Here is a 26,676-nt window from a genome sequence, read left to right on the forward strand (position 1 = left end):
GGGGTGGCGTGCTTACGTAAACCGCTGATGTCTCAGGCTTTCTTGTCGACCTCGGGCATCACCCCGTCAAGATTGACCCCGATCTGATCGCCGATCTTCTTCATTGCGGGCAGAGCCACCGCCATGTCGAGGATCGAGTCGATGGTCTGGCTGACAGGCGATGGGCTGCCGCCACCATCTGATTTGCCCAGACCTGTGACGTGGTTGATGTTGATGCCCCGGATTTTCTCGGCCGGTTTCACCATTTCGGCAAGGATCTTGGGCATCGCGTCCAACCGCGCCTTTTCCAGCTCCATCGACATAAGCTCTTTCGACCGGGTGTTCTCGGCCTTGATGCGCTCGGCTTCGGCTTCGGCCTCGGCGGTCTTGTAGACCTTCATGGACGCTGCTTCCTCGCGACGGATCACGCCCTTGGCCTTGGCGACTTCCTGATCGGCGACCGAGGTGATCCGGGCGCGTTCGGCATTTGCTTCGGCATCCTGACGCGCCGCCATGAGGGCAAGCGCCTTGCGCCTTTCAGCTTCGGCCATTTCGCGCAGGGTCTGGATTTCTTCCTCGGCCTTGACCAGTTGCGCACGTGCCAGTGTTGCCTCGGCACGGGCCTTGGATTCCTCCTCGCTCTTGGCGGCAGTCTGGATGACCTTCTCCTGCTCTGCGATTTCCAGCGCCCGGAGTTGCGCGATCTCGGCTTCGCGGATTTGCAACTCACGCTGGATCGAGGTGGCCTGAATTTCCTGCTCCATACGGATGCGGGCCTGCGCAGCCTCGCGTTCCGCATCAGCCTTGCGACGGGCCACTTCAGTCAGTTGCGCGGCGAGCAGGGTCTCGATCTCCTGCGTCTGAGCGATCTCGGCACGGCGTTCTTCAAGCTCGATTTCCAGGCGACGCTGGTTTGCCTCCACCTCAGCGCGACGGACGGCAACAGCCGTTTCGCCTTCAATTTCCGCGCGTTCTTTCTTGGATTTGGCGATCACCTCGGCCAGTTTGCGCATGCCCACAGCGTTGAAGGCGTTGTTTTCATCCAGCGAAGAAAACGGTGTCTGATCCAGCGCGGTCAGGGACACGCTGTCCAGTTGCAGCCCGTATTTCACCAGCGTGTCAGCCAGTGCTTCGTGGACTTGGCGCACAAAGTCCGAGCGGTTCTCGTGCAGTTCGTCCATCGTCATCTGCGCCGCGACCGACCGCAACGCGTCCACCATCATCCCGTCGATCAGCGATTTGAGCTGATCTGGCTGGAAGGTGCGTTTGCCCAGCGTCTGCGCAGCGCGCACAATGGCAGCCTCTTCGGGCAGAACCGAGGCGTAGAACTCCGCACCCACGTCAATGCGCATCCGGTCCTTGGTGATCAGCGCGCTGTCGCCCGCGCGGATCACTTCCATTCGGATCGTCTGCATGTTGACGCGGCTGATCTCGTGAAAGAAGGGAATGGCCAGAGTGCCTCCGTCGATCACAACCTTCCGACCTCCGACCCCGGTGCGCACAAGGCTGATTTCATTGGTGGCGCGTTCATAAAACCACGCGGCCAGCACGACCACGACGGCGGCAATGACCAGAAGCAGGATGATCCATCCAAGGGCTGTCATGTGTAATCCTCCCTAAACGCTGATCAAAAGACCGGCGGGTAATGGCGACCACCGCGTTCGAGCGTGATCCACCGTAGTTCCGTAAACGCATCCAGCGACCAACGCCCGCCATAGCGGCCCACGCCCGACGCCTTGACCCCGCCGAACGGCACCTGCGGTTCGTCGTTGATGTTCTGATCGTTGACGTGGACCATCCCGGTCTCAAGCCGCCCGGCCATGCGCAGGGCGCGGCCTTCATTGGCGGTCCAGACCGCGGCGGTCAGGCCGTATTCGGTGTCGTTGTTCATCTCTATCGCCTCGTCCTCGGTGCGGAACGGGGCAACAACGACAACGGGGCCGAAGGTTTCATCGTGCCAGATGTCCATGGACCGGTCGACATGGGTCAGCACGGTGGGTTCGACAAAATTCTCCCACGCGTTCCCGCCCAAAGCGAGATGCGCGCCTTTCGCCACGGCATCGTCGATCAGCGTTTTCACACGGTGCGCCTGACGGGTGTTCACCAGTGGTCCGATCACGTTGGTCTTGTCGTTCACATGCCCGGTCTTGAGCTTGGCCGCGCGGGCGAGAAATTTCTGCATGAAGGGTTCATAGACACTTTCGTGCACCAGCAGCTTTTCCGTCGACATGCAAACCTGGCCTTGGTGCATGAAGCTGCCGAAATTGGCGGCCTCGGCGGCCTTTTCCAGATCGGCGTCTTCCAGCACGATCATCGAATCCTTGCCGCCCAGTTCGACGCAGCACTTCTTGAGATGCGCACCGCATTTGGCCGCGATGTGGCGACCCACGGCTGTAGACCCGGTGAATGATATGGCCTTGACCCGGTGGTCCTCGATCAGCGCGTCACCCACTTCGCCGACGCTTTCGCGCGAACAGGTGATGACGTTGAACACCCCTGCCGGAACGCCCGCTTCTTCAAGCACTTCAGCATGGAAAAGCCCGCCCGCATAAGGTGTGTCCTCGGACGGTTTCAGCACAACGCAATTGCCCGCAGCCAGTGCGGCTGCATAGCCGCGTGAGGTCAGGATGCCTGGCATGTTCCAAGGCGAGATCACGCCGACAACGCCCAAAGGCCAGCGGGTCGCCATCGACACCTTGCCATCAGCCGAGGGCAGGACTTCGCCGGTGGACTGGTAACAAAGCGATGCAGAGGTGCGGAAAATCTCGGCAACGAAGCCCGCCTCGAATACGCCTTTGCCGAACCAGCCGCCGCCTTCGTGCATCACGGCGTGGATGAAATCGTCCTTTCGGCTTTCCCAGACATCCGCGATGCGCAGCAGCATCTTGGCGCGGTCCTGAAAGCTGCGCCCCGACCATTCGGGGAAGGCGGATTGCGCGGCGGCAATCGCGCGGTCCATGTCAGCCGCGCTCCCATCGGGGATGCGGGCGAAGAGCGAATTGTCCGACGGGTTCAGATCATCAAACGTGCGGGCGGCAGGCACCCAGCTGCCTCCGATATAGAGGCCTCGGATGGTGGGCGCAGAGGAGGTCGAGTTGAGCATGGCGTTATCTCCTTGGCTTGTAGGTTTCAGCGCGGCGGGCCGCCGCTTCGATGTCTTCGATCATGGCGCGCAACCGGTCCGACGAGGACTTGAAGTCGGGGATGGAGGGCTGCGCTGGTCGTGTGATTTGGGGTGCCGCAGGCGGTGGCACGGGCGCACGCGGTGCCGGCGCGGCTCCGTTGCGGCGCGAAGCACTGGCGCTGGCCTTGGCCACCAGATCTGCGATGTTCGGCGCATTGGGCTTGGGGGCTGGGGTCGCGACGTTGGCCACCGATTTAGGTTGCGGCGCAGGTGCAGCGGGTTTGGCTGCCGGAGTAGGTCGCGTTGGTGCGCCGACCGATTTCATCGCTGCCGCGGCAATGTCGCTTGGCTTTGGCCCCGCCGCAGGGCGCGGGCTGACTGGTTTTGGCATCGAAGCCGGGGCAGGGCGCTTGGCCCCGGTCGCGGTTCCGCTGCCGCCGAGATAGGCTTTCTGCACCGCCGGGTCATTTGCCAGCCGCTCTGCATCATCCTCGTGCACGATATTTCCGTTCTCCAAGAGGTATCCCCGATCCGCGATGCGCAGGCTTTGCTTGGCGTTCTGTTCGACCAGCAGGATGCCCAGGCCCGCCTGTTTCACCACGCGCAGGCTTTCGAACAGGTCCTTGCAAAGCAGCGGCGACAGCCCAAGTGAGGGCTCGTCCAGCGCAAGGATCGACGGGTTCGACATCATCGCGCGGCCGATGGCGACCATCTGCTGTTCGCCACCCGACATGGTGCGTACGGTCTGCTTGCGACGTTCACCCAGCTTCGGGAACAACGACAGCACCCGTTGCAGGTTGCCCGCCTCGTCATCCCGCGCCCGTTCGGCATAGGCGCCAAGCGTCAGGTTTTCCTCGACTGTCAGATCGCCAAACACGCCACGTCCTTCGGGCACCAGTGCGATCCCGGCCTCGACGATCTTGTGCGGTTTCTCCCCGACCAATTGCACGCTTTCGAGGGTCACATCCCCCGCGACATGGCCTTCGCAAATCCCGCAGATCGCTTTGAGCAGCGTCGATTTCCCGGCGCCGTTGGCGCCCAGTATGACGACGATCTCGCCCTTGCCGACACGCAGCGATGCGCCGTCCAAGGCGCGGTGCTTGCCGTAGCTGACGGACAGGTTACGCACCTCAAGCATCATCATCCCCCAGATAGGCGCGGATCACTTCGGGGTCGGACAGCACCTGTTCGGGCGTGCCTTCGGCGATCTTGGTGCCGGTGGACATGACCACGCAGCGATCACACAGCGACCGGATCGCGTCCATCACATGCTCGACCAGAATGATCGTGCGTCCTTCGTCGCGCAGCCGTTTGATCAGCGCGATGCCTTCCTCAAGCTCGGTCGGGTTCAGCCCCGCCAGCCATTCGTCGAGCAGCAAAACCTTGGGTTCCGAGGCCAGCACGCGGGCCAGTTCGACACGCTTGGTGTCGATATAGGTCAGCTCGCCGACATGGGCGTTTGCCCTGCGGTCCAGCCCTACCAGCGCCAGCATCCGCATTGCATGCGCGTCCGCCTCGGCCCCCCAGCGGCGGCGATGGCCGAACACGGCACCCGCACGTACGTTTTCCAGAACCGTCATCGACGGCAGCAGGCGCACGAGTTGGAATGTCCGGGCAATGCCACGGCGGGCAATATCCGCAGCGGAAAGGTGCGAAATCGGCGTCCCACGCAGGGAAATCGTGCCCTCGGTCGGCTTCAACGCGCCCGAGATTAGGTTCAGCGTAGTGGATTTGCCCGACCCGTTGGGGCCGATCAGACCCAGCACCTCGTGCTCGGTCACGTCGAAATCCATGTCGTTGACGGCGACAAGCCCACCAAAGCGTTTGGTGGCCCCGCGCAGGGAAAGAACGGTGGCTCCGGTTGTCATGCAAACGCCTCCCGTTCCCGCAATTTCCGCTTGCCGCTTTCGATCAGGCCGACAAACCCGCGTGGCAGCAGGTAGACGATGACCAGAAAGCTGAGGCCCAGAAGCAGCGTCGTCTGGTTCGGGAAGCTGGCGGAAATCGCCTCCCACAGCAGGGTGAATGGGATCACGCCGACCAGCGGCCCCCACAACCGACCTGTGCCACCGAGCAGCGCCATGATCACCACAAGGAAGGACAGCATCGGGGTAAACGCCAGCGCCGGTTCGATGTAGATGTAACGTGGTGCCAGCATGGACCCGACCACTGCTGCGGTGGCTCCGGACACCATGAACAGCAGGATCTTCGCCCGCGACGTGTTGATGCCGGAATGGCGCGCCACCTCTTCATCATCCCCGATGATGCGCAGGGCAAAGCCAAGGCGCGACCGTCCGATGGCCCAGCCGGTCAGATAGACAATCGCGGCCAGGACCAGCAGTTGCCAGTAGATACGCACTTCAGTGATGTCGGTCAGAACGTAGAGGCCTTTTTGGCCCGACACGTTCTGCCCCCATGTCACCACCTGCCGCACCAGTTCGGCCAGACCCAGCGTGAAGATCACGAAATAGACGCCGGACAGGCGCAGAGTCGCCAAGCCGACCAGCACTGCCAGCACCGCGCCAAGGACGGCGGCGATGGGCAGCGTCACCCAATAGTTCAGCCCATTCTCGATCCCGATGGCGGTGGTGTAGGTGCCAAGCCCGAAGAACGCTGCAGTGGCGAGCGAGATGTAATGAGTCGGGCCAGAGAAGAGCGCCCAGCTTGTCGCCAGAACGGCATACATCGCGATGGTGATGCCGATGGACAGCATATACGCGTCGCCGGTCAGCGGCAGACAGGCGGCAACCGCCAGCAAAACCGCCGAAAGCGTTATGGATTGCCAGTCGCGCTTGGTCATGTCGTGCGCCTCCCGAACAGGCCCTGCGGACGGAAGAGCAGGATGAGGACAAAGAGCAGATAGGCTGCGGCCAGTGTCAGACCGGGGTCGATCAACGTGGCCACGAATGTCTCCAGGATACCCAGCAACAGCGCCGCCACGATGGTGCCGCGTACGTCACCGACGCCGCCCATGATCACAATGACAAGCGCCTTGAGCGTGAAGAGCACGCCGGTCGACGCATCGAGCGTCAGGAAGGTGGAAATGAGCGCGCCACCCACAGCCGTGACAGCACCGCCAAGCGCAAAGGCCAGCGCGGACAGTTTAGGCACGTCGATACCCACCAGACGCGCGCTTTTCGGATCAACCGCGATGGCACGGATCGACATGCCTGCGCGGGTGCGGTTCAGCCAAAGCCAAAGCCCGCCGCAGATGATCACCGCCGCCACCGCTGCGGTCACGCGGTTCAGCGCGTAGGTGTCTCCGATCAGGGTGATGGGCCGGGCGAGATAGGAATACGAGAAATAGTCACCGCCAAACAGCGCCAGCATGATGCCGACCGATACGAAGGCGAGGCCAAAGGTGGTCAGGATCGCGTCGACCTCAAGCTGACCATGCGACTTGGCGCGTTTCACCAGTGGGCGGAGCATCACGACATAGATCAGCCAGTTCAACCCAAAGGCCAAGGGCGCCACGATAAAGATCGTCAACAGCGGGCTGACCTGTGCCGCCGTGTAAAACCAGAAGGCCGCAAAGCCACCCGCCACAAGGAATTCCCCATTGGCTAGGTTCATGATCCTTGCCATGCCATATTGCAGGTTCAGCCCCATCGCGATCAGCGCGTAGGTGCCGCCCAGCAAAAGCCCTGTGATCAGAATATCCATGTGGTCTCCGGGTTAGGTGTGGATGGCCCCGGACCTGCCGGGGCCAACGCGGGATTATTCCCAGCCAGTCTTTGGCATTGCGGGAACGGCGCCGTCGCGACCGGTCGAGGCCACGCCTTTGAACACGCCGCCCTGCCACTGGCCCACGGTCCAGTACTCGGCGTTCGAGTTGTTCTCGTCCCATGTGATCGGGCCGATGATCGTGTCGAAGTCGTTGTTGGCGATGTATTCCGCCACAGCCGCCTTGTCCGTGGTGCCAGCGCCTTCGATGGCCTGTTGCAGGATCTGGAACGACGCGTATGCCGGGGCCGAGGCCCAGAAGTCCGGCTTAGCACCGGTCACAGCCTCGTGCCGTGCGGCGTAATCCTTGAACGCGTCGCCATCGGCAAATACGCCACCGGCACCCAGCACGCCCTCAGCGGCGGCACCGAACCGTGCACCGTAGGACGGGAATGCGGTGGCCACGGCTGTGTAGAACGCCTTGGGCGCGAGACCCGCGATCTGCGCCTGTTCGGTCAGGCCGAACGTGTCAGGCGGGTAGGACCAGGCAACAAACGCATCGGGGTTCGAATCCCGTGCACCATTGATGACCGGGGACAAATCCTGTGTGCCCAGCGGATAGGAGGAGTCGTAGACAATCTCGAACCCGGCAGCCTCGAATTGCGGACGGGCTGCTTCGGCCAGTTCGATGCCGAATGCGTCCGCCACGTTGACCATGGCGACCGAGTTGCCGATCTCTCCGGCGTCGCGCATCTGGGTCAAAACGTCAACGACGCCACCCGCAAGGCCGGTCGCGCCGCCCAGCAGGAAATACATGTTCGGGAATTTGCCGGACAGGTCTGCAATCTGGTCGGAAATCGCTGTGTGCGTGACCATCGGATAGCCATAGCGTTCAAAGATGGGGGCCGCCGCAATGTTCAGGCCGGTCCCATAAGGTGCGAGGATGAAATCCGCCTCGTCCTGCGTTGCCAGTCGCTGCACTGCCTTGATGGTCTCACCCGGGTTGGTCTGGTCATCGTATTCGATGATCTCGACCATCATCTTGGTGCCGCCGACGTCGATGCCACCGGCTTCGTTCACGTCATGTGCCCAAAGCTGCACGTTCGGCCAGAACGTGACCGCACCACCACCGGCCAGCGGGCCGGTCTTGGGGCCAACCGCGCCGATCTTGAGCGTCTCTTGTGCGGCAAGCGGGCCGCTCAATGCGGTGGCAACGGTCAGGGCCGCGGCCAATCCGAATAGGTTTCTGCGTTTCATGTGTCGTCCTCCCTTATTGGTTGTTGGTTTTGCCCTCGGGCGAGGGCTGGTCGTGAATGGCGATCCATTGGCATTCGGTGAATTCGGTCACCGCATCGCGCCCGCCAAAGCGGCCATAGCCTGACGCTTTGACGCCGCCGAAGGGTAGGCGCGGGTTGTCATAGACAGTCGAGCCGTTGACATGGCCGATCCCGGTTTCGATCTGGCAGAGCATGTCCTGCGCCGCAGCCGTGTCGCGGCTGAAGACCGATGCCACTAGGCCGAAATCCGTGTCATTGGCGATGGCCAGCGCTTCTTCTGCATCCCCCACACGGATCACACCGGTCACGGGGCCGAACGCCTCTTCGTCGTAAAGCATCATGCCCGGTGCAACCCGGTCCAGCACCGCAGGCTGCAAGCCGCCACCTGACAGTTCGCCGCCGGTGACCAGAACCGCGCCCTTGGACACCGCATCGTCGATCATCGCCCGCACCCGCACCGCCGCCGCCGGGCTGATCAGTGCACCCAAGGGGCTGGCCTGACCGGGTTCAAAGCGCAGCGCCTCGGCCTCTTGCGCCAAGCGTGCGACCAGAGCGTCCGCAACCGACGTGTCTGCGATCACCCGTTCTGTCGACATGCAGATCTGGCCTTGGTTGAAGAAGCTGCCATGGGCGATGGCGCGAGCGGCAAGGTCGATGTCGGCATCTGCCAGAACCACCGCCGTGCCCTTACCGGACAGTTCCAGCAAGCACGGCTTGAGGTGCTTGGCCGCACTCATCGCGATTTCGCGCCCGACGCGGGTTGAGCCGGTGAAATTCACACGCCGCACAGCCGGGTGGGCGATCAACGCATCCACCACTTCTTCGGCGTGGTCTGGCGCATTGGTGATGTAGTTCAAGACCCCATCCGGAAGCCCGGCATTGCAGATCGTTTCCGCGACCCATTCATGCGTCTTGGGGCAAAGTTCCGAGCCCTTTAGCACAACCGTGTTGCCGCAGGCCAAGGGCGCGGCCACGGCACGGGTGGCCAATGTGACTGCCGCATTCCACGGCGCGATACCGAGGACCACACCAGCCGGTCTGCGCCGCAGGAAATGGCCCTCCACAGGGCTTTCCGTATTGTCGAGGATCTCGGCCAGATCGGATGTCTGGCGCAGCATCGCCGCGGCCAGCCCAACGTTGAAGCGCACCCAATCCGGCGACGATCCCACTTCGGCGCAGGAAATCTCGACCACCTCGTCCGCATGCGCCTCAAGCGCGTCGGCGGCCGTTTGCAAGAGACCAATCCGGTCGCGCACAGGCGTCGCTGCCCAATCGGCAAAGGCACTGGCCGCAGCAACGGCGGCCGCGCGTGCTTCGGCCGCGCGTCCGGCGGCGGCGCGGGTGACCACAGCGTCTGAAACGGGGTCGCGTCGTTCGAACGCAACCACCGGATCAGGCGCGATGTGTCGCCCGGCAATTATCAAGCGGGTTTCGTACAGGTGCTCCTCCCCAGGCTCACTGAACGGGCCGTCTCCCCACGGCATATCTCTAAAATCGTGCTGACTTGCGCAGAGTAAATGATATCTTGCGGCAATAAGTTATCATTTTGTGGGATTCTTGATGCCAGATCTGCGTTTTCACGATTCCGCCACGGTACGTGCCGGGGCTTTGACCGGGGGCTTGCGCAGCCGCATCGTCGGTCTGGCGGAAAGCCTGCGCGGCCCATCCTGGTGCGCCGTTCTGCTGGAAGAGGGCGGTGCTGTATTGGCCGGAGAGGAGGACAGGATCAATGCGCCCGTGCTGGCATGGCGGCCTTGGGATGACACCTCGCGCCTGCGCTTCGATGCGGGCGCGGTGGGGACTTACGTGCTGCTCAGCGCGAGCGCCTTGGGCAACACCATCGGGCACCTGCCCGAGGCCCGCGACCTGCGCGATGTGGCCGATCACAAGCTGACGGTGCCGCTCACCTCAGCTTCCGAACGCCGAGGCGCCCTGCGCACAGCCTTTGCCGGGATCCGCCGCGAACTGGAGGACGATGCTGTCGCGGCCCATGTGGTGGTCGAGGCTTATCTGCGGGTGATCCTGATCGAACTGCTGCGGTCCGCGCCGTCCTATTCCGATGGTCCGCAGGGAGCCAGCCCGTCGCACCGCGCCTTTACCCGTTTCAGCACGCTGGTCGAACGGCATTTCCGCGACCGCTGGTCTGTGTCGCTCTATGCGGAAACACTGGGTGTGACCCGCGACCGGCTGGGGGACATCTGCAAGCGCGTGCGCGGGCTTGGACCAAAAGACATCATCGACCGGCGGGTGATGATCGAATCGCGGCTGCTGCTGGAAACCTCGGGGCGGTCCGTCAACGAGATCGCAAGCGCGCTCGGCTTCGGGTCCGCGGCGCAGTTCAGCCGGTTTTTCGTACGCCACGCCAACCAGCCGCCGGGCGCTTACAGGCTGTCTTTTCTCAAGGGGTTAGAGCAGGGCGTGTCCGATCCTGCGCGGCCATTCGACTGGCCTTAGCACATTTCTGTATACAGGAATTCGGATTGCCTCGCATTTTCAGTGTATAAATCCGCGATTGACAGGTTTCTGTATACAATCTACGAAATGATCAGAACGCCGCAGGGGAGAGCGGCGTGCGCTCTTAGGGGGGTGCATGTCTGATCGCAAGACTCAGTTCGACAAGGCGCTGCTTGGCCTTCGGTCGCTTGTGATGAGCGGCGAATTCGCCGCAAGCACGCGTTTGCCCGAAGTAGCTTTGGCAGAACGGCTTGGCCTGTCGCGCACGCCGCTGCGTCAGGCGATGGACCGTCTTGTCGCCGAAGGCTTGCTGGAACGCATCGAAACCGGCGGGTGCCGCGCGGCGCGCTTCACGCTGGACGACATCAATGACGCGATCGAACTGCGTGGCGTCATCGAAGGCACCGCTGTCCGCATCGCGGCCGAGCGGGGCGCAGACCCAGATGCCCTGGCCGAAGCCGAGCGTGTTCTGGACCGGATCGATACCGCGCTGACCAATCCCGAACATATTGATTTCGAGGCCTATATCTCTGAAAACGCGGCGTTTCATCGGCTTATGGCCCGTCTGGCAGGCAGTCAGCTGATTCAGCGCGAAGCCGACCGTGTCAGCCGCCTGCCCCTGGCATCCCCCAGCGCTTTCCTGCGCGAACAGGAACTGATCCCGGATTTCAGCGCATCGCTCGTCCGTGCGCAGCACCAACACCGTGCCATCCTCGAGGCGATCCGCGCCCGGGAAGGCGCGCGCGCCGAACATCTGGCGCGCGAACACGCGCGCCTTGCGCGGCGCAACCTGGACTATCTCGCCAATGCCGGACCGGGGGTCGCGACGCGCGTGCCCGGCCTGTCTCTACTATCCGCAGAATAATCACCTTTGGAGGAAATCACACCTATGCCGAGCTTGTCAGATAAGATGAAGGAATGGGGAAATCCCGTTGAAATGCTTCGGAATTCCCAGATCGGGATGTATGTCTACCCGGTGGTGACACCGGAATTCCGCAACTGGCGGGTAGAGCAGGAAGCGTGGCGCAAGACCGCCGTTCTGTTCGACCAGTCCCACCACATGGACGAGCTGATTGTCGAAGGCCCGCAGGCCGAGGAATTCCTTGCCTATCACGGCATCAATGCATTCGGAAATTTCAACCTGAACCGCGCCAAGCACTATGTGCCTGTGACGCCCGCTGGTCATGTGATCGGCGACCACATCATCTTCCGCGAGCGTGAGGACAAGTTCATCCTCGTCGGCCGTGCGCCGACCTCCAACTGGCTGATGTTCGCCGCTGCCTGGGGCAAGTGGAACGTCCGGATCAAGCACGACCCTCGCTCCACATCGCGCCCCGAAGGCGAGCGCGTGTTGCGCACCCATTATCGCTACCAGATTCAGGGCCCGGACGCGCCGAGGATCTTCGAAAAGATGAATGGCGGGCCGATCCCGGACATCAAGTTCTTCCACGTCGATTGGATCAATATCGGCTCCAAGAAGGTGCAGGCGCTGCGCCACGGCATGTCCGGTGCGCCGGGTCTCGAAGTCTGGGGCCCGTATGAGGACAAGCACTACATCCACTCGACCATCCTTCAGGCGGCGCGCGATGCAGGCGTTGATCTGGTCCAGTGCGGTAGCCGCGCCTATTCGACCAACACGCTTGAGTCGGGCTGGATTCCGTCACCGCTGCCGGGCATCTACACCGGCGACGGCATGCTGGCCGATTACCGCGACTGGCTGGGCACCGACATGTACGAAGCGGCAGGCGCCATCGGCGGCAGCTTTGTCAGCGACAACATCGAAGACTACTACGTCAACCCGTTCGAACTGGGCTACGATTTCTACATCGGCTGGAAGAAGGACGACTTCATCGGCAAGGACGCGCTTCTCAAGATGAAAGAGAGCAAGACCAACCGCAAGAAAGTCACCTTCGAGTGGAACAAGGAAGACGTGCTCAAGGTCATCGCATCGGCATTCGAGGATGGCATCCCCTACAAGTGGATCGATTTCCCGCAGCCGAACTACGCGTCGTCTTCGGCGGATATGGTCATGCATGGCGACAAGATGGTCGGCATGAGCATGTTCAACGGCTACAGCTACAACGAACGTTGCGTGCTGTCGCTCGGCGTCGTGGACCAGAGCGTCGAGGTGGGCGATGTCCTCACTCTGCGCTGGGGTGAAAGCGATGACACGGCAAAAACCTCGACCGAGCAGCACAAACAGGCCGAAATTCGTGTCCGTGTGTCGCCGACACCGTATTCGAACGAAGCCCGTTCGAGCTATGCTGAGAACAGCTGGCGGACAAAAGCCGTCTGATCGGCACGAAATTCAGGTGGCGCCCACGCAGAAGGGGCGCCGCCTGTCACACTTGGTCTGACGAGATCAGACCTTTCATGGGAGGAAGACATGACACTCAGAACGACGTTTATCGGAGCCGCTGTGGCTGTGGCTGCTGCTGCACCGCTGGCCGCTCAGGAATTGAAATTCGCCAATTTCACGCCGCCGTTCCACACGGTCAATGCCAGCGTGATCGAAAAACTGAACGCCGATCTGTCGGCGGCGACAGGCGGAAGCCTGACCGTGCGCGGCTATCACGGCGGTGAACTGGGCGCGGGTCCGGTCGAGCAATATGTCCGCGCGGTACAGGGCGTGGCTGACATCACATGGGGTCTGCCGGGCTATACCTCGCAGCAGTTTGAAAAGACGATGATCGTCGAACTGCCGGGTGTTGTGCCGGAAGGCAAATCCGGGGCAGACGCGCTCTGTGATGCGATGGACGAGATCTCGGGCGAATTCCCAGGCACCGTGCCGGTTGCGCTCTGGACATCCGAGCCGAACATCATGATCATGAAGGACAAGGTTGTCCGCACCCCTGCCGATCTGGCGGGCCTCAAGATCCGCGTCGCGGGCGCAACAGCTGGCAAAGTGGCCGAAGCTCTGGGTGCAACGCCGGTGCAAATGCCGATCAACCAGGTCTACAACTCCTTGCAGACCGGACTGATCGACGGCGTGTTCACCGGATCCTCCACGCTCAACGACTTCAAACTTGACGAAGTGGCGGATGCCTTCACCATCGGTGCACCGCTGGGCCGCCTCGCGTTCTTCGCCGTGATGGGCCAGAACGCCTATAATGGCCTTTCCGACGAGGCCAAGGCGGCCTTCGACGCTGCCAGCGGCTGTGCGCTGGGCAACAATGCCGAAACCGCATGGAACGTCACCGGAGAAGAAGGCGTGGCGCGGGCCCGTCAGGACAGCAAGAACACCTTTGTCGATCTGACCCCCGAAGAAACACAGGCATTTGCCGATGCCGTGTCTGGCGTGGTGGCTGAATATGTCGCCAGTGTTGGCGGCGAAGCAGCTTTGGCTGCAATGCAGAACTAAGTGTTGGAGCGGATACGCACCCTTGCGGACAGGCTGATCGGCCTGTCCGCCGCTATTGGATCGACCGCTCTCCTGTTTGTTGTGGGTGTGGTGCTGATTGACGTGGTGGGGCGGGCCTTTGGCAAACCTCTCTACGGCGGCCAGGACGTCACGACGATGGCGACGGTGATCCTTGTCTTTGCGCCAATGGCGCTCTGTGACCGGCTGGGCGGGCACATCTCGGTCGATCTGTTCGAACGCTATTTCCCGGACGCAATGAACCGTCTGATCGACATCTGTGTTGCCACCATGGGCGCGGTTATCTTTGCCACGCTGGCATGGGCCACATGGGACAGCGCCAAACTGTCAGTCATGCTCAACCTGTCGACCAACCTCCTTTATCTGCCCAAAGCCTGGTTCCAATGGGCATCTATCGGGTTTCTGTGCCTCGCATCTCTTGGCCTTGCCTTGCGCGCGCTTGAGCTTTCGATCACGGGCCGCGACATTCGCAAAGAGACCCACTCATGAGCGCGTCCGTCACAGGCGTGGTTGGGATGCTCGCGCTGTTTGCGCTGCTCGCGCTGCGGGTACCCGTGGCCTTTGCGATGTTCGTGATCGGCTTTCTCGGCATCTGGGCGCTGAACGGTCTGAACGCGGCCACCTCGCTCTTGGCGTCCGAGGCGTTCACCTTGGCCTCCTCGCCGGAATTGGTGGTGATCCCGCTCTTCATCCTGATGGGCAACGTGGCATCGCAGACCGGCATGAGCCGCCAATTGTTTGATGCCGCTTATGCTGTAATCGGGTCGATCCGCGGCGGCTTGGCTTCGGCCACCGTGATCGGCTGCGGCGGGTTCGCGGCGCTATCAGGGTCGTCCGTCGCGTCTGCCCTGACAATGGGCAAGGTCGCCCTGTCGGAAATGGACCGCTTCAAATACGACGACCGCCTGTCCACTGGCGTGGTTGCAGCGGGCGGCACGCTGGGCATTCTGATCCCGCCCTCCACAGGTTTTGTGATCTATGCCATCCTGACCGAGCAATCCATTGGCCGCCTGTTCCTTGCCGGAGTGCTTCCGGGCCTGCTCTTGCTCACCATGTTCGTGCTCGCGGTAACGATGCTCTGCATGATCCGCCCAGAATTGGGACCAGCCGGGCCAAAGACCGCCCTGTCCGAGAAACTAAGGGCGGTTGGCGGTGCCGGACCCATTGTGCTGGTCATCTTCATCACCATCGGTGGTATGTACGGCGGGTTCTTTTCGCCGGTTGAGGCGGCCGCCGTTGGGGCAGGGGCGGTGATCCTGATCGGCGTGGTCACCCGAACAATGACGCTGTCCATGCTCTGGGCCGCCGCGAAAGACAGTGTCGTGACCACGGCCACGGTCATGCTGATCCTGATCGCCGCGCATATGATCAATCCGTTCCTCGCGCTCAGCCATATGACCGATCTGGTCGCGCAGACCTTTGTCGCGCTTGATCTCGGACCAATGGGCAGCCTGCTGTTGATCCTTGGCATCTACATCGTGCTGGGGTGTTTCCTTGAAGGCTTCGCGATGCTGGTGCTGACCCTGCCGATCTTCTTTCCCATCGTGCTGGAGATGGGGATCGACCCGATCTGGTTCGGCGTGCTGGTCGTGCTTTCGCTCGAGATGGGGCTGATCTCTCCACCTGTGGGGCTAAACGTGTTTATCGTGAAATCCGTGGCACCGGGCGTGTCGCTGGGGCGGATCTTTGTCGGGGTCATCCCGTTCTGGGTGATGATGCTGATCACTTTGGCCATCCTTGTAGCCTTCCCGCAGATCTCGCTCTTCCTGCCAAACACCATGTTCAATTGAGGCCCCTATGACCGAACCCTGCTTTGACGTAGCCCATCTTGGCCATGTGGAGGTCCTTACCAACAAGTTCGACGAGAGCCTTGATTTCTTCACGCGGGTCTACGGGTTGAAGCTGTCCGCGCTGGAGGGCGACAGCGCCTATCTGCGGGCGTGGGACGATTACGAGTTTCACACACTCAAGCTCACCAAATCCCACACCACAGGTGTCGCCCATATCGGTTATCGCGTGTCCTCCGAGGCAGCGCTGGAACGGCGTGTGAAGGTGATCGAGGCGTCGGGTTACAAGATACATGGCTGGGTCGACGGCGATCTGGGCCATGGGCGCGCATATCGGTTCGAAGACCCCTTCGGCCATGTGTTCGAACTCTACTGGGACACCGTGAAATACGACCCGCCCGAAGACGACAAGCCAGCCCTGAAGAACATGTCGAGCCGCTTTCACGCGCAGGGTGTCTCTCCGCGCCGGATCGACCATTTGAACCTACTGGCCGAGGACGTGACCCAGTTCCGCGACTTCATGCAGACCTGTCTGGGCAGCCGCGTGACCGAACAAATCCGCCTGGACAACGGGCGGCTGGGGGGCTGCTGGTTCACGATCAACAACAAGACTTACGATCTGGCCTGCACCGAAGAACATGGGCGCGGCCAGAACCGTCTGCACCATGTCACCTACGCGACCGACCAACGCGAAGACATCCTGCGCGCGGCTGACATCTTTCTGGAAAACGGTGTCCACATCGAAACCGGACCGCACAAGCACGGCATTCAGGGCACGTTCTTCCTGTATGTCTGGGAACCGGCAGGCAACCGGGTCGAACTGGCCAATGCGGGCGCGCGGTTGATCCTGCAACCCGATTGGGAAACCGTCACCTGGACCGAAACGGAACGCAAGAAAGGGCAGGCCTGGGGTCTCAAAACGATCGAGACCTTCCACACGCACGGCACGCCTCCGGTCGAGGGTTAAAGGCGCATTGGTGGAGGCAGCGCCCAAGGACATTCTCGACGCGTGGCTGTCCCGATTGGGGCTGACCGCCGATCTGCCTGTGACGCTGGCCGGCCTGACGACAATCATCCGCGCGCATCTGGACCGCTTCCCGTTCGAGAATTTGACGGTTTTTTGCTGCGGTGTTCCCGAGATTGGGATCGACGCGCTTGCGACCAAAATCCTGCATGCGAAGCGCGGGGGCTATTGCGTCGAACTGAACCCGCTGCTCTGCGCCGGATTGCGCGGTCTCGGCTTTGACACCCGGTTGTCCATGGCGCGTGTTCTGTGGCAGCGCGACGTGCCGGGGCCGCGCAGTCATTGCCTGTGCATCGTTCGGCTGGACGGAGCAGACTACCTTGTCGACGTGGGGTTTGGTGGGCCGGGGCCAACCGAACCTTTCATGCTGGGGTCGGACAGCCCGGACCTGCGGACGGAACACCGGGCTGGACTTGGCACGGTCCTGAGCCGTCAGGTTGCCGAGGGCGATTGGCGTGATCTCTATGCCTTCACCTACGAAGTGACGACGATGGCGGATGTGCAGGCCGGCAACTGGCTCGCGGCGACTCTGTCGGGATCGCTTTTCACCCGCACGCTGATCGTCACCCGCCATATCGGGGACACGAGGTTGGTGCTGGAAGGCGCGACGTTTCGCAAATTTGCGAAGGGCAGGGCACCCGAGGTTGAGGTTTTGCAAACTCCGGAGGCGGTCATGTCGTGCCTGCGGGAGGCGTTTGATCTCGACCCACCGCCAGAACTCACGGGCGCGCTGATCGACAAAGGGATTTTTTGACCAGATGGTCAAAAAGCCGCCAAGCCCGCATTGGTGTTCAACAGGAACTGGGTAAAGATCGGACTGCTGGCTGCACCGATAGCCCGCGCATTGCCGCCCACGCTGCCGGGTTCGATCTGTGGTGCGATCAGACCACGGGTGTCCTGATTGACAAGATAGCGCCGCACCCGTTCCACCAGCTCGGTCCGGACTGCGGCGGGAAAGGCTCCGTCGATCAACACCGCTTCAAAGTCGATCACCGCGCAGACCGACAGCGATGCCTTGGCCAATTCCTGCGCGGTCTCCCCGATCCACGGATCGACATATCGGGACAGGTCGTCCCAGTTCTGCGGCTGGTTCCACAAGACGCGCGGGTTGATGCCGGCCTGTACCAACCGCCCTTCCAGCAGGTGGATCGAGGCCACGTCGATCAATTGCTGGCTTTCGCCCAACGGCCCCGTGCTGCGCAGCGATCCAAGCGCGCCTGCATTGCCCTGATTGCCTTCGAACACCGTGTCGTTGACGACGACCCCGCCACCTACGAATGAGCCGATGAAGAAATACGCGTAGTCGCGGAACTCATGTGTCCGTCCGTACAGGTGTTCGGCCCGGCACGCGGCAGTCGCGTCATTGACCACGAACACAGGGAGATCGCTGAACCGGGCAACCTGTTCGGCGAAGTCCAGATCCTTCCACGACTTGAAGCGTTGCGACGGCGCGCCGATCAGGTCGTTCCATTTCCAAAGCTCGAACGGGGCCGCGATCCCGATCCCGCAGACCCGGTCCCGTTCCTCGGCGTCGAGATCGGCCAGCAACGTGGCCATGCCTGATTCGAGAAAGGCGAACACCTCGTCGGGCAGGGGGTAGGTATAGGCCGTACTGACCTGGGCGCGGACGTTACCCGTGAAATCGAGCAAGAGAAGATCGGCGCTGCGTCGTCCGATCTTCAGGCCAAGCGACAGGACGCCATCGGGCGACAACTCCATCGGAATGGACGGCTTGCCGACCTTGCCCCGCACGGGATCGCCACGGCGCAGGAACCCGTCCTGTTCCAGTTTGCGAAAGATCACTGAGACCGTTTGCGGCGACAGGCCCGTCAGGCGGGCAAGGTCAATTCCCGCCATGCCACCACGGCGCTGCAACATCGAAAGCAGCAAGCGTTCATTATGGTTGCGCACACCGCTTTGGTTGACGCCCCCGCTTGCTCCTCTGATCTTACCACCGTCCATGTCGCGGACCTTAGCCTAACGCTGTTTCCTCGCAATGATGGCAGATGATATTTAATAAATAAAGTTTATTTATTTATTGACAGGAGGTTTGGAATCTGGCCTTTTCGCTTTCAACCTGCAGCGGAAACCGCAGGCAGGGGGAAGCGGTCTGAACACAGTCCGTATGATTGACCATTGAAGATTTCTGGGAGGAAACCATGAAAAAACTACTGCTGAGCTCGGCTGTTGCCCTTGCGTCCATGTCCGGTGCGGCCTTTGCTGCGGGTCACGGCGTCAGCGCGTGCCTGATCACCAAGACCGACACCAACCCGTTCTTCGTGAAGATGCGCGAAGGTGCCGAAGCCAAGGCTGCAGAGCTGGGCATCACGCTCAACAGCTACGCGGGCAAGGTCGATGGTGACCACGAAACGCAAGTGGCAGCCATCGAAACCTGCATCGCCAATGGCGCAAAGGGTATCCTGCTCACCGCATCCGACACGTCCTCCATCGTTCCTGCGGTTCAGCAGGCACGTGACGCGGGCATCCTCGTGATCGCGCTCGACACACCGCTCGAGCCGATTGACGCGGCCGACATGACCTTCGCCACCGACAACTTCCTTGCGGGTGAGTTGATTGGCCAGTGGGCACGCGCTGCTCTGGGTGACGACGCTGCAAACGCACGCATCGCAACGCTTGACCTTGCCGTGAGCCAGCCGACCGTCGACGTGCTCCGCAACCAGGGCTTCCTGCAGGGCTTTGGCATCGACCTGGCCGACCCGAACGTGATCGGTGACGAAACCGATCCGCGCATCGTTGGCAGCGACGTGACACAGGGCAACGAAGAGGGCGGTCGCCGCGCGATGGAGAACCTGCTGGCGAAAGACCCGACCATCAACGTGGTCCACACCATCAACGAACCTGCGGCTGCCGGTGCCTATGAAGCGCTCAAGGCCATCGGTCGTGAAAACGACGTGCTGATCGTATCGGTCGACGGCGGCTGCCCCGGCATCCAGAACGTCAAGGATGGCGTGATCGGCGCCACCTCGCAGCAGTATCCGCTGCTGATGGCTTCCAAGGGCATCGAAGCGATTGCTGCATGGGCCGCAGATGGCACCAAGCCGTCGGCAACCGATGGCAAGGATTTCTTTGACACCGGTGTGGCTCTGGTCACCGACAAGCCGGTCGATGGCGTCGAGTCGATTGACACCACCGAAGGCACCAACCTCTGCTGGGGTTGATCCGACTCACATCTGACTGAACAGTCTTGAAAAGGGCGGGGATCGACCCGCCCTTTTCGCAAGAACGACCCGTTTCTTCGTGAGGGAGGATTCAATGCCATCATCAGACAATTATGAATCGGTTGTCAGCAAGGCGAATGCCGAAGTCGCATCCTTTGGTGGACGCGACAAAAGCCTGATCGACCGGTTCCATCACGCTTTGCATACAACTCCGGCGCTGGTGCCTTTGATCGTTCTCCTGTCGGCGATCATCATTTTCGGTCTCGCTCTGGGATCGCGCTTCTTTTCGCCATTTGCATTGACGCTGATCCTGCAACAGGTGCAGATCGTCGGCATCGTGGCCGCGGCACAATCTCTGGTGATCCTGACCGCCGGCATTGACCTGAGCGTTGGTGCCATTGCGGTGATTTCCTCCGTGGTGATGGGTCAATTCACCTTCCGCTATGGTCTGCCGCCCAGCGTTGCCATCGTGTGCGGGCTGGCCTTTGGCACGGCCATCGGTGCTGTCAACGGTTGGCTGGTGGCGCGGATGAAACTGCCGCCCTTCATCGTGACCTTGGGCATGTGGCAGATCGTTCTGGCGGCAAATTTCCTTTATTCTCAGAACGAGACCATCCGGTCTCAAGATATTGCGGAACAAGCCCCGCTTTTGCAGTTCATGGGCAACAAGTTCAACGTTGGCGGGGCCGTGTTCACGTTCGGCGTCGTGTTCATGGTGCTCTTGGTTCTGGTCCTAGCCTATGTCCTCAAACACACGGCATGGGGACGGCATGTCTACGCGGTCGGGGATGATCCGGAAGCGGCAGAGCTTTCGGGTGTCAACGTCAAGCGCACGCTGATTTCCGTCTACGCCCTTGCCGGTCTGATCTGCGCCTTTGCGGGCTGGGCCCTGATCGGGCGCATCGGATCGGTGTCCCCAACCTCGGGGCAATTGCTCAACATCGAAAGCATCACCGCTGTGGTGATCGGGGGCATCTCGCTGTTTGGCGGGCGTGGATCAATCCTCGGGACGTTCTTCGGCGCGTTGATCGTGGGCGTGTTCACGCTTGGTCTGCGGCTGGCGGGTGCCGATGCGCAATGGACCTTCCTCTTGATCGGAGCACTCATCATTGCCGCCGTGGCGGTGGACCAGTGGATCAGAAAGGTGGCAGCATAATGGAACCGATTTTGAAAGGCCGCGGTCTGGTCAAACGCTATGGCCGGGTGACCGCCTTGGACCGCTGCGACTTCGACCTTATGCCGGGGGAAATCCTTGCGGTGATCGGAGACAATGGGGCTGGGAAAAGCTCTTTGATCAAGGCCGTCTCGGGCGCGATCATCCCTGATGAAGGCACCGTGACGCTTGAAGGCAAAGAGGTGCGTTTCTCTTCTCCCATCGAAGCGCGCGAGGCTGGCATTGAAACGGTCTATCAGACCCTTGCCATGTCGCCCGCCCTGTCGATTGCCGACAATATGTTCATGGGCCGCGAGATCCGCAAACCCGGTTGGCGGGGCAAGTGGCTGCGCCAGCTCGACCGCCCGGCGATGGAGAAGATGGCGCGCGACAAGCTGTCGGAACTTGGGTTGATGACGATCCAGAACATCAATCAGGCGGTGGAAACCCTGTCCGGTGGTCAGCGTCAGGGTGTGGCTGTGGCCCGCGCGGCGGCGTTCGGCTCCAAGGTCATCATCCTTGACGAACCGACAGCGGCGTTGGGCGTCAAGGAAAGCCGCAAGGTGCTTGAACTGATCCAGGACGTGAAATCGCGCGGCATTCCGATCATTCTGATCAGCCACAACATGCCCCATGTCTTCGAAGTGGCGGACCGCATCCATGTGCACCGTCTGGGCAAGCGCCTCTGTGTGATCGACCCCAAGGACTACACCATGTCCGACGCGGTGGCCTTCATGACAGGGGCCAAGGAAGCGCCCGAAGCGGCCTGACCTTAAGCACATTTTCGCAAAAGGCCCGGTCCAAGTGCCGGGCCTTTTTTTACCAAGCGGTCAAATTCTTTTTCCAGCATTCGGGAACCCGTCTTTCCCTGACGCGTTGCTTCAGTCGGACGTGGCCGCGTGCCGCGCAGGACGTATGCAAGAACAGGACAGAGCCGCATGGAAGAAGTTGAAGCCGTCGCAACCAGTGTTTGGGACCAGATCGCGTCGATCTTTACGATGGAGATCTATAACGGCAAATCCTTCGCCGATCTTCTGACGCTCGAAGCCATGCTTTCGCTGCTGGGCAATACGATTGCCGCGATCCTCATTCTGTGCGCAGGATTCATCATCTCCGGTGTTCTGAGCCGACGCATCACGCGCCTTGGCCGGATCCATGCGAGCCTTGACGACACGCTCTTCATCTTCTTCGGCAATATCGCCCGCTATACAATCCTCGCCTTCACGGCTCTGTTTGTGCTCAACACTTTTGGCGTGCGGACCACGTCTGTCGTGGCGGTCATCGGTGCGGCCGGTCTGGCGATTGGTCTGGCATTGCAGGGCACGCTGTCCAACGTCGCGGCGGGGGTGATGCTGATCCTGTTCCGGCCTTTGAAGAACGGCGATTTCGTACAGGTCAACGACGTGGTCGGTACGGTCAAGGAGATCACGCTGAACTATACCGAGATCGCGGATGTGGGGAATGTGAAGGTTGTGGTCCCGAATTCGGAAGTCTGGGGCAACACCATCAAGAACTACTCCGGCTACAAGACCCGCCGCGCGGAATGGGAATTCGGTGTCGGCTACGGCGCCAATCTGGCGGATGCAGAGCGGGTGATCCGCGACACGATCATGTCAGACCCGCGGTCGCACAAAGACCCGGAGCCGTTTATTCAGGTCAACAACCTCAACAGCAGCAGCGTTGATTTCCTTGTCCGGGTCTGGTGCGATGCCTCGGTTTATTTCCAGTATCAGGCCGACATGAAGCGCAAAGTGAAAGAGGCGCTGGACAAGGCGGGGGTCGACATCCCTTTTCCCACACGGACGCTGGTCATCCAGAAAGACGAGGTTGACGCCAAGAGCACGGTCAAGCCCATGGCGGTTCAGTAAAGGTCAGCAGCCACTCAGCGCAGCCAGGTTCATTCGCCGTTGCGGTGGACATGAACGGCGCAGGGGGCGTGGCGCACCACGCGGGCGGCGGTCGAACCAAGAAAGAAGTCGCTCAGCCCCGGTTTGTGAGAGCCGATCACGATGCAGTCGATGCTGTGCTGGGTGGCATAGTCGATGATCGTGCGGGCCGAGTGTCCTTTGACTAGGGCAGGCGTGATGCCGTCAAGCCCTTCAAGCTTTTCGTGCAACCGCTCCCGCGCACGCTCGAACCCGGCCTTCATGACCTCTTCGTCGACATAGGCGCTGACGGTGCCCTGCGGCGCTTCGTAGACGTGAAGCGCGGTGATCTCGGCACCATCCGAGGCCAGAACCCGCGCAATTTGCAGCGTCAGGGGGGAGATGCCGTGGTCCAAAGCCATCGGAACGAGGATCTTCTTGTACATATCGGGTCTCCTATTGGGGTCGGGTCAGGCCCAAGGGTCGAGGACGATCTTCGGTGTGGCAACCGCACCATTGCGCAGATCGTGGAATGCGGCGGCTCCTTCGGCCAGCGGGCGGGTCTGGAACCAATCGAGCGGGCCAAGCCGTCCGTCAAAGATCGCCTGCGCGGTGTCGCGGAAGTCCTGAGCGGTGTAGGTGTAGGTGCCGATGAAGGTGATCTCTTGCAGCGTCATGCGCCGCACATCGAGACCGCCGGTGTCTTCGCCAAGACCCACATGGGTGATCACACCGCCGGGCACCGCATGAGCCGAAGCAGCGGCGCGGGTGGCGGCATAGCCGACCGCGTCGATGATGAGGGGGTACATCCCATCCGGTGCAGCCACGGCGGTTTCCCTGCAGGTGTCGGTCAGGAAGGCGCGGCGTGTAGTGTTCGGCTCGACGATCGTGACATCGGCGATCCCCATCGCCTTGAGCGCCAACGACGCCGCCAGCCCGATGGCCCCGCCTCCGAGGACAAGGGCCTTACGGTCCATCGACGGGTGCAGCGCGGCCAAAGCCAGCCGTGCGGCGTGCCAACTCACAGCCAAGGGTTCAGCGAGGGACGCTTTGTCCAAAGGTACGGCATCCGGCACGGTCACAAGGTTTGATGCAGGCATCGACACGAATTGGGCAAAGGCACCCGGTCGCGGCTCCATCGAAATGATCTGGCGTGTGGGGCAGAGGTTTTCCCGCGCGCTTGTGCAGGCGGGGCAGGTGCCGCAGGTCACCAGCGGGTTGATCGTCACGCGCGTGCCATCCATCGGCCCGCCTTGAACCACACCTGCCGCCTCATGCCCGAGGATCAGCGGGGCAGGGCGACGGGCGTCGTGGCCCAGATAGGCGTGCATGTCGGACCCGCAGATGCCCACCGCCGCGATGCGGATCAGGTGTTCACCGTCGCGCGCGGTGATGTCAGGCACGTCCCGATAGGCCAGCGTTTCAACACCTTCGTAAATGAGCGCCTTCATTTTGCTGTAAACCCTCCGTCCACCATGAGAACCTGGCCTGTGACATAAGCCGATGCGTCCGAACAGAGGAACAGGATCGGCCCGTCGATATCCTCGATCCGGCCATTGCGCCCGATGCAGGTCTGCGCCGCGTTGCGGGCGGCGCGGTCGGGGTCGGCAAACACCGCCTGCGTGAGCTCGGTCGGAAAGAACCCCGGACCGATAGCATTGGCCGTGATGCCGTGCGGCGACCACGCCTCGGCCATGGCGCGGGTCAGTTGCGCGATACCGCCTTTTGTAGCGCCATACGCAATGCCGCCCGGAAAGGCGCGGGTAGATTGGAGCGACGCGAAGTTGACGATGCGCCCCCAGCCTTTTTCCTTCATCGCGGGCACCAAGGCTTGGCTCAGGAAAAATGGTGCCGAAAGGTTCAGTGCCAGTGTCACGTCCCAGCCCTCTGGCGTCACATCATCCGCAGCTTGGCGCGTGTTGATGCCCGCCGCATGGACCACAATGTCGGGTGGGCCGAACGGACCCGAAATTGCCTCGATTAGCGCAGGCAGGTTTCCGCGGTCGGTCACGTCACCCACAACGCCGGTGGCGGTAAAGCCGATCTCGCGGCAGAGGCTTTCAAGTTCAGCTTGACGCCGGGCCACGCCGACCACCATCGCGCCCGCCGCTGCAAGCGTGATCGCGGCCCGTCGCCCAAGGCCGGAACTGGCCCCGGTGACGACGGCCACCTTGCCGCCAAGGTGAAACAGGTCTTCGATATCAGCCATCTGCGGTCAGGTCGAAATTCACGCCGGGGAAGTACTTGGCCAGACGCACATCCGCCGCCCGGGCGTGTCCTTCCATGCCTTCCAGGCGCGAGATGCGCGCGGTGGCTTCCGCAATTGCCTTTGAGCCTTCGCGGGTGGCGCGCTGCCAGGTGACGATCTTCATGTATTTGTGGACCGACAGACCGCCCGTATAGCTGGCCGCGCCGGAGGTTGGCAGCACGTGGTTGGTGCCAGTCGCCTTGTCGCCATAGGACACAGTCGTTTCCTCACCTAGGAACAGCGAGCCGTAGCAGGTCAGACGGTTGAGCCACCAATCCAGATCCTCGGCCTGCACCGTCAGGTGTTCGGGTGCATATTCGTCGGAACAGGCGGCCATCGCCTCTCGGTCGGAACAGACGATCACCTCGGCATAGTCGCGCCACGCGGCGGCGGCGTTCTGGCTGTTGACCTCGGGCAGATCGGCGATCAGGCCGGGCACCAGCTCCATCACCTTTTCTGCCAGCGCGCGATCATCGGTGACCAGCCAGACCGGCGAGTTGTAGCCATGTTCCGCCTGACTCACGAGGTCTGTTGCCACGATATGCGCGTCAGCGGTCTTGTCAGCAAGGATCAGGCTGTCGGTGGGACCCGCGATCATGTCGATGCCGACGCGGCCAAAAAGGATGCGCTTGGCTTCGGCGACGAACTGGTTGCCGGGGCCAACGAGGATGTTGGCCTTGGGCAGACCGAAGAGGCCAAAGGTCATTGCCGCCACACCCTGCACGCCGCCCATCGCCATTATCTTGTCCGCACCGCAGATATGCGCGGCGTAAACGATGGCGGGCGCAATGCCGACACCGGGGCGGGGCGGCGAACAAGCGGTGATGTGACGGCAACCGGCAACCTTGGCGGTGGTCACGGTCATGATCGCCGACGCGATGTGGCTGTAGCGCCCGCCGGGCACATAGCAGCCCGCCGCATCCACCGGGATCGCCTTTTGACCGGCGATCATGCCGGGCACGATTTCCACCTCGACATCCGTCAGGGTGGATTTCTGCGCTTCGGCAAAGCGTTTGACGTTGTTGTGGGAGAATTCGATATCGCGCTTGAGCTTCTCCGGAACCAGCGCGCTGGCGGCGGCGATGTCTTCGGCGGTGAGCAGGACATTGCCTTCGTATTTGTCGAACTTCTTGGCATACTCAAGCGCCGTGGCATCTCCGCCTGCTTCGATATCCGCAAGGATCGTCTTGACCGTCTCATGCACTTCGGAGGCATCAGATTTCGCCGTCAGGGTCGCTTTTTTCAGGTATTCACGTGTCATGGTCGAAGGGTCCTACTTGTAGATATCTGGCAGCGGCTGTCTCGGAGCGGCCGGGAACGTTGCAATGAACAGGATCGACGCCACAACAAGAGCCCATGTTTCTGTGACATCCGACAGCACGACAGTCCCTGCGGAAGCCGCCGCCGTGCCCATGGCGATCAGCACGGCAGAAACAAACATGGACGTCGCGAGACGCATTATAGACCCCGAAATTCGCATTGATTCTGGCGCGAGTGTAAGCGCTTACATTCTCATCTTGCAAGCGCGTACATTTCGCGCTCTG

General features: G+C 61.7%; 26 protein-coding genes. 12 read left to right on the forward strand and 14 right to left on the reverse strand.

What is annotated here, in order from left to right:
• Positions 1–32 precede the first annotated feature (32 nt).
• The 8 genes from ACMVPR_RS03565 to ACMVPR_RS03600 are packed head-to-tail and all read right to left on the reverse strand — an operon-like array spanning position 33 to position 9,467.
• Positions 33–1,583, reverse strand: coding sequence for a flotillin family protein (locus ACMVPR_RS03565; protein WP_416881741.1), 1,551 nt, complete (start codon positions 1,581–1,583; stop codon positions 33–35).
• A gap of 23 nt (positions 1,584–1,606) precedes the next feature.
• A complete protein-coding gene (locus ACMVPR_RS03570) occupies positions 1,607–3,082 on the reverse strand; it encodes an aldehyde dehydrogenase family protein (protein ID WP_416881742.1) in 1,476 nt (491 codons plus the stop codon).
• 4 nt (positions 3,083–3,086) lie between these two features.
• Positions 3,087–4,241, reverse strand: coding sequence for an ABC transporter ATP-binding protein (locus ACMVPR_RS03575; protein WP_416881743.1), 1,155 nt, complete (start codon positions 4,239–4,241; stop codon positions 3,087–3,089).
• Positions 4,234–4,971 (reverse strand): ABC transporter ATP-binding protein, encoded by a 738-nt coding sequence (locus ACMVPR_RS03580; protein ID WP_416881744.1) that lies wholly within the window; start codon positions 4,969–4,971, stop codon positions 4,234–4,236. Before ACMVPR_RS03580 ends, ACMVPR_RS03575 begins: the two co-directional genes overlap by 8 nt.
• On the reverse strand, positions 4,968–5,903 hold the full coding sequence (locus ACMVPR_RS03585; protein WP_416881745.1) for a branched-chain amino acid ABC transporter permease: 936 nt from the start codon (positions 5,901–5,903) through the stop codon (positions 4,968–4,970). Before ACMVPR_RS03585 ends, ACMVPR_RS03580 begins: the two co-directional genes overlap by 4 nt.
• Positions 5,900–6,766: a branched-chain amino acid ABC transporter permease gene (locus ACMVPR_RS03590; RefSeq protein WP_416881746.1), complete on the reverse strand. Its 867-nt coding sequence runs from the start codon at positions 6,764–6,766 to the stop codon at positions 5,900–5,902. Before ACMVPR_RS03590 ends, ACMVPR_RS03585 begins: the two co-directional genes overlap by 4 nt.
• A gap of 54 nt (positions 6,767–6,820) precedes the next feature.
• A complete protein-coding gene (locus ACMVPR_RS03595; RefSeq protein ID WP_416881747.1) occupies positions 6,821–8,023 on the reverse strand; it encodes an amino acid ABC transporter substrate-binding protein in 1,203 nt (400 codons plus the stop codon).
• 13 nt (positions 8,024–8,036) lie between these two features.
• Positions 8,037–9,467 (reverse strand): aldehyde dehydrogenase family protein, encoded by a 1,431-nt coding sequence (locus ACMVPR_RS03600; RefSeq protein WP_416881748.1) that lies wholly within the window; start codon positions 9,465–9,467, stop codon positions 8,037–8,039.
• A gap of 136 nt (positions 9,468–9,603) precedes the next feature.
• Between ACMVPR_RS03600 and ACMVPR_RS03605 the strand changes: the two genes are divergently transcribed.
• The 8 genes from ACMVPR_RS03605 to ACMVPR_RS03640 all read left to right on the forward strand — a co-directional run bounded on the left by ACMVPR_RS03605 (position 9,604) and on the right by ACMVPR_RS03640 (position 17,441).
• On the forward strand, positions 9,604–10,497 hold the full coding sequence (locus tag ACMVPR_RS03605; RefSeq protein ID WP_416881749.1) for a helix-turn-helix domain-containing protein: 894 nt from the start codon (positions 9,604–9,606) through the stop codon (positions 10,495–10,497).
• A gap of 136 nt (positions 10,498–10,633) precedes the next feature.
• Positions 10,634–11,362, forward strand: coding sequence for a GntR family transcriptional regulator (locus ACMVPR_RS03610; RefSeq protein ID WP_416881750.1), 729 nt, complete (start codon positions 10,634–10,636; stop codon positions 11,360–11,362).
• A 45-nt stretch (positions 11,363–11,407) separates the two neighbouring features.
• Positions 11,408–12,793 carry a vanillate/3-O-methylgallate O-demethylase gene (ligM, locus tag ACMVPR_RS03615; protein ID WP_416884611.1) on the forward strand — a complete coding sequence of 462 codons (1,386 nt, stop codon included), beginning with the start codon at positions 11,408–11,410 and terminating at the stop codon, positions 12,791–12,793.
• Positions 12,794–12,883: 90 nt separating this feature from the next.
• Positions 12,884–13,858, forward strand: a complete 975-nt coding sequence (locus ACMVPR_RS03620) for a TRAP transporter substrate-binding protein (RefSeq protein WP_416881751.1) — start codon at positions 12,884–12,886, stop codon at positions 13,856–13,858.
• Positions 13,859–14,365 (forward strand): TRAP transporter small permease, encoded by a 507-nt coding sequence (locus ACMVPR_RS03625; RefSeq protein ID WP_300583601.1) that lies wholly within the window; start codon positions 13,859–13,861, stop codon positions 14,363–14,365. It abuts the gene before it with no gap.
• Positions 14,362–15,666, forward strand: coding sequence for a TRAP transporter large permease (locus tag ACMVPR_RS03630; RefSeq protein ID WP_416881752.1), 1,305 nt, complete (start codon positions 14,362–14,364; stop codon positions 15,664–15,666). The genes ACMVPR_RS03625 and ACMVPR_RS03630 overlap by 4 nt, the downstream gene beginning before the upstream one ends.
• A gap of 7 nt (positions 15,667–15,673) precedes the next feature.
• Positions 15,674–16,630, forward strand: a complete 957-nt coding sequence (locus ACMVPR_RS03635) for a VOC family protein (protein WP_416881753.1) — start codon at positions 15,674–15,676, stop codon at positions 16,628–16,630.
• Between the two features lie 10 nt (positions 16,631–16,640).
• Complete coding sequence (locus ACMVPR_RS03640; protein ID WP_416881754.1) at positions 16,641–17,441, forward strand: arylamine N-acetyltransferase family protein; 801 nt, start codon at positions 16,641–16,643, stop codon at positions 17,439–17,441.
• A gap of 8 nt (positions 17,442–17,449) precedes the next feature.
• On the opposite strand, the gene ACMVPR_RS03645 is transcribed toward ACMVPR_RS03640, so the two are convergent.
• On the reverse strand, positions 17,450–18,649 hold the full coding sequence (locus ACMVPR_RS03645; protein ID WP_300583611.1) for an ROK family transcriptional regulator: 1,200 nt from the start codon (positions 18,647–18,649) through the stop codon (positions 17,450–17,452).
• A gap of 197 nt (positions 18,650–18,846) precedes the next feature.
• On the opposite strand from ACMVPR_RS03645, the gene ACMVPR_RS03650 reads away from it, so the two are divergent.
• The 4 genes from ACMVPR_RS03650 to ACMVPR_RS03665 all read left to right on the forward strand — a co-directional run bounded on the left by ACMVPR_RS03650 (position 18,847) and on the right by ACMVPR_RS03665 (position 22,887).
• On the forward strand, positions 18,847–19,866 hold the full coding sequence (locus ACMVPR_RS03650; RefSeq protein ID WP_292263982.1) for a sugar ABC transporter substrate-binding protein: 1,020 nt from the start codon (positions 18,847–18,849) through the stop codon (positions 19,864–19,866).
• Positions 19,867–19,960: 94 nt separating this feature from the next.
• Positions 19,961–21,022, forward strand: a complete 1,062-nt coding sequence (locus ACMVPR_RS03655; RefSeq protein WP_300583616.1) for an ABC transporter permease — start codon at positions 19,961–19,963, stop codon at positions 21,020–21,022.
• Complete coding sequence (locus tag ACMVPR_RS03660; protein ID WP_292263978.1) at positions 21,022–21,789, forward strand: ATP-binding cassette domain-containing protein; 768 nt, start codon at positions 21,022–21,024, stop codon at positions 21,787–21,789. The genes ACMVPR_RS03655 and ACMVPR_RS03660 overlap by 1 nt, the downstream gene beginning before the upstream one ends.
• A 168-nt stretch (positions 21,790–21,957) precedes the next feature.
• Positions 21,958–22,887 carry a mechanosensitive ion channel family protein gene (locus tag ACMVPR_RS03665; protein ID WP_416881755.1) on the forward strand — a complete coding sequence of 310 codons (930 nt, stop codon included), beginning with the start codon at positions 21,958–21,960 and terminating at the stop codon, positions 22,885–22,887.
• A gap of 29 nt (positions 22,888–22,916) precedes the next feature.
• Here ACMVPR_RS03665 and ACMVPR_RS03670 read toward each other — a convergent pair whose 3' ends face one another.
• From ACMVPR_RS03670 to ACMVPR_RS03690, 5 genes are read right to left on the reverse strand one after another with little or no spacing between them, the layout of a single operon-like run.
• Entirely contained in the window at positions 22,917–23,330 is a 414-nt protein-coding gene (locus tag ACMVPR_RS03670; protein ID WP_292263976.1) for a universal stress protein, read from the reverse strand.
• A 24-nt stretch (positions 23,331–23,354) separates the two neighbouring features.
• Positions 23,355–24,335: a zinc-dependent alcohol dehydrogenase gene (locus ACMVPR_RS03675; RefSeq protein ID WP_416881756.1), complete on the reverse strand. Its 981-nt coding sequence runs from the start codon at positions 24,333–24,335 to the stop codon at positions 23,355–23,357.
• Complete coding sequence (locus tag ACMVPR_RS03680; protein WP_416881757.1) at positions 24,332–25,093, reverse strand: SDR family NAD(P)-dependent oxidoreductase; 762 nt, start codon at positions 25,091–25,093, stop codon at positions 24,332–24,334. Before ACMVPR_RS03680 ends, ACMVPR_RS03675 begins: the two co-directional genes overlap by 4 nt.
• Entirely contained in the window at positions 25,086–26,393 is a 1,308-nt protein-coding gene (gene hisD, locus ACMVPR_RS03685; protein ID WP_416881758.1) for a histidinol dehydrogenase, read from the reverse strand. Before hisD ends, ACMVPR_RS03680 begins: the two co-directional genes overlap by 8 nt.
• A 12-nt stretch (positions 26,394–26,405) precedes the next feature.
• The gene (locus ACMVPR_RS03690) at positions 26,406–26,591 is read right to left on the reverse strand and encodes a hypothetical protein (RefSeq protein WP_416881759.1); all 186 of its coding nucleotides are present in this window, start codon (positions 26,589–26,591) and stop codon (positions 26,406–26,408) included.
• Positions 26,592–26,676 lie beyond the last annotated feature (85 nt).

Source organism: Marivita sp., assembly GCF_048006345.1.
GTDB lineage: Bacteria > Pseudomonadota > Alphaproteobacteria > Rhodobacterales > Rhodobacteraceae > Marivita.

Bases quoted from the DNA above. Each gene is read 5' to 3' on its own strand.
- ACMVPR_RS03580 (WP_416881744.1), bottom strand. From the start codon at position 4,971: ATGACAACCGGAGCCACCGTTCTTTCCCTGCGCGGGGCCACCAAACGC.
- ACMVPR_RS03605 (WP_416881749.1), top strand. From the start codon at position 9,604: ATGCCAGATCTGCGTTTTCACGATTCCGCCACGGTACGTGCCGGGGCT.
- ACMVPR_RS03645 (WP_300583611.1), bottom strand. From the start codon at position 18,649: ATGGACGGTGGTAAGATCAGAGGAGCAAGCGGGGGCGTCAACCAAAGC.
- ligM (WP_416884611.1), top strand. From the start codon at position 11,408: ATGAAGGAATGGGGAAATCCCGTTGAAATGCTTCGGAATTCCCAGATC.
- ACMVPR_RS03670 (WP_292263976.1), bottom strand. From the start codon at position 23,330: ATGTACAAGAAGATCCTCGTTCCGATGGCTTTGGACCACGGCATCTCC.
- ACMVPR_RS03620 (WP_416881751.1), top strand. From the start codon at position 12,884: ATGACACTCAGAACGACGTTTATCGGAGCCGCTGTGGCTGTGGCTGCT.
- ACMVPR_RS03575 (WP_416881743.1), bottom strand. From the start codon at position 4,241: ATGCTTGAGGTGCGTAACCTGTCCGTCAGCTACGGCAAGCACCGCGCC.
- ACMVPR_RS03630 (WP_416881752.1), top strand. From the start codon at position 14,362: ATGAGCGCGTCCGTCACAGGCGTGGTTGGGATGCTCGCGCTGTTTGCG.
- ACMVPR_RS03680 (WP_416881757.1), bottom strand. From the start codon at position 25,093: ATGGCTGATATCGAAGACCTGTTTCACCTTGGCGGCAAGGTGGCCGTC.
- ACMVPR_RS03595 (WP_416881747.1), bottom strand. From the start codon at position 8,023: ATGAAACGCAGAAACCTATTCGGATTGGCCGCGGCCCTGACCGTTGCC.
- ACMVPR_RS03635 (WP_416881753.1), top strand. From the start codon at position 15,674: ATGACCGAACCCTGCTTTGACGTAGCCCATCTTGGCCATGTGGAGGTC.
- ACMVPR_RS03660 (WP_292263978.1), top strand. From the start codon at position 21,022: ATGGAACCGATTTTGAAAGGCCGCGGTCTGGTCAAACGCTATGGCCGG.
- ACMVPR_RS03690 (WP_416881759.1), bottom strand. From the start codon at position 26,591: ATGCGTCTCGCGACGTCCATGTTTGTTTCTGCCGTGCTGATCGCCATG.
- ACMVPR_RS03665 (WP_416881755.1), top strand. From the start codon at position 21,958: ATGGAAGAAGTTGAAGCCGTCGCAACCAGTGTTTGGGACCAGATCGCG.
- ACMVPR_RS03610 (WP_416881750.1), top strand. From the start codon at position 10,634: ATGTCTGATCGCAAGACTCAGTTCGACAAGGCGCTGCTTGGCCTTCGG.
- ACMVPR_RS03570 (WP_416881742.1), bottom strand. From the start codon at position 3,082: ATGCTCAACTCGACCTCCTCTGCGCCCACCATCCGAGGCCTCTATATC.
- ACMVPR_RS03565 (WP_416881741.1), bottom strand. From the start codon at position 1,583: ATGACAGCCCTTGGATGGATCATCCTGCTTCTGGTCATTGCCGCCGTC.
- hisD (WP_416881758.1), bottom strand. From the start codon at position 26,393: ATGACACGTGAATACCTGAAAAAAGCGACCCTGACGGCGAAATCTGAT.
- ACMVPR_RS03585 (WP_416881745.1), bottom strand. From the start codon at position 5,903: ATGACCAAGCGCGACTGGCAATCCATAACGCTTTCGGCGGTTTTGCTG.
- ACMVPR_RS03650 (WP_292263982.1), top strand. From the start codon at position 18,847: ATGAAAAAACTACTGCTGAGCTCGGCTGTTGCCCTTGCGTCCATGTCC.
- ACMVPR_RS03675 (WP_416881756.1), bottom strand. From the start codon at position 24,335: ATGAAGGCGCTCATTTACGAAGGTGTTGAAACGCTGGCCTATCGGGAC.
- ACMVPR_RS03655 (WP_300583616.1), top strand. From the start codon at position 19,961: ATGCCATCATCAGACAATTATGAATCGGTTGTCAGCAAGGCGAATGCC.
- ACMVPR_RS03590 (WP_416881746.1), bottom strand. From the start codon at position 6,766: ATGGATATTCTGATCACAGGGCTTTTGCTGGGCGGCACCTACGCGCTG.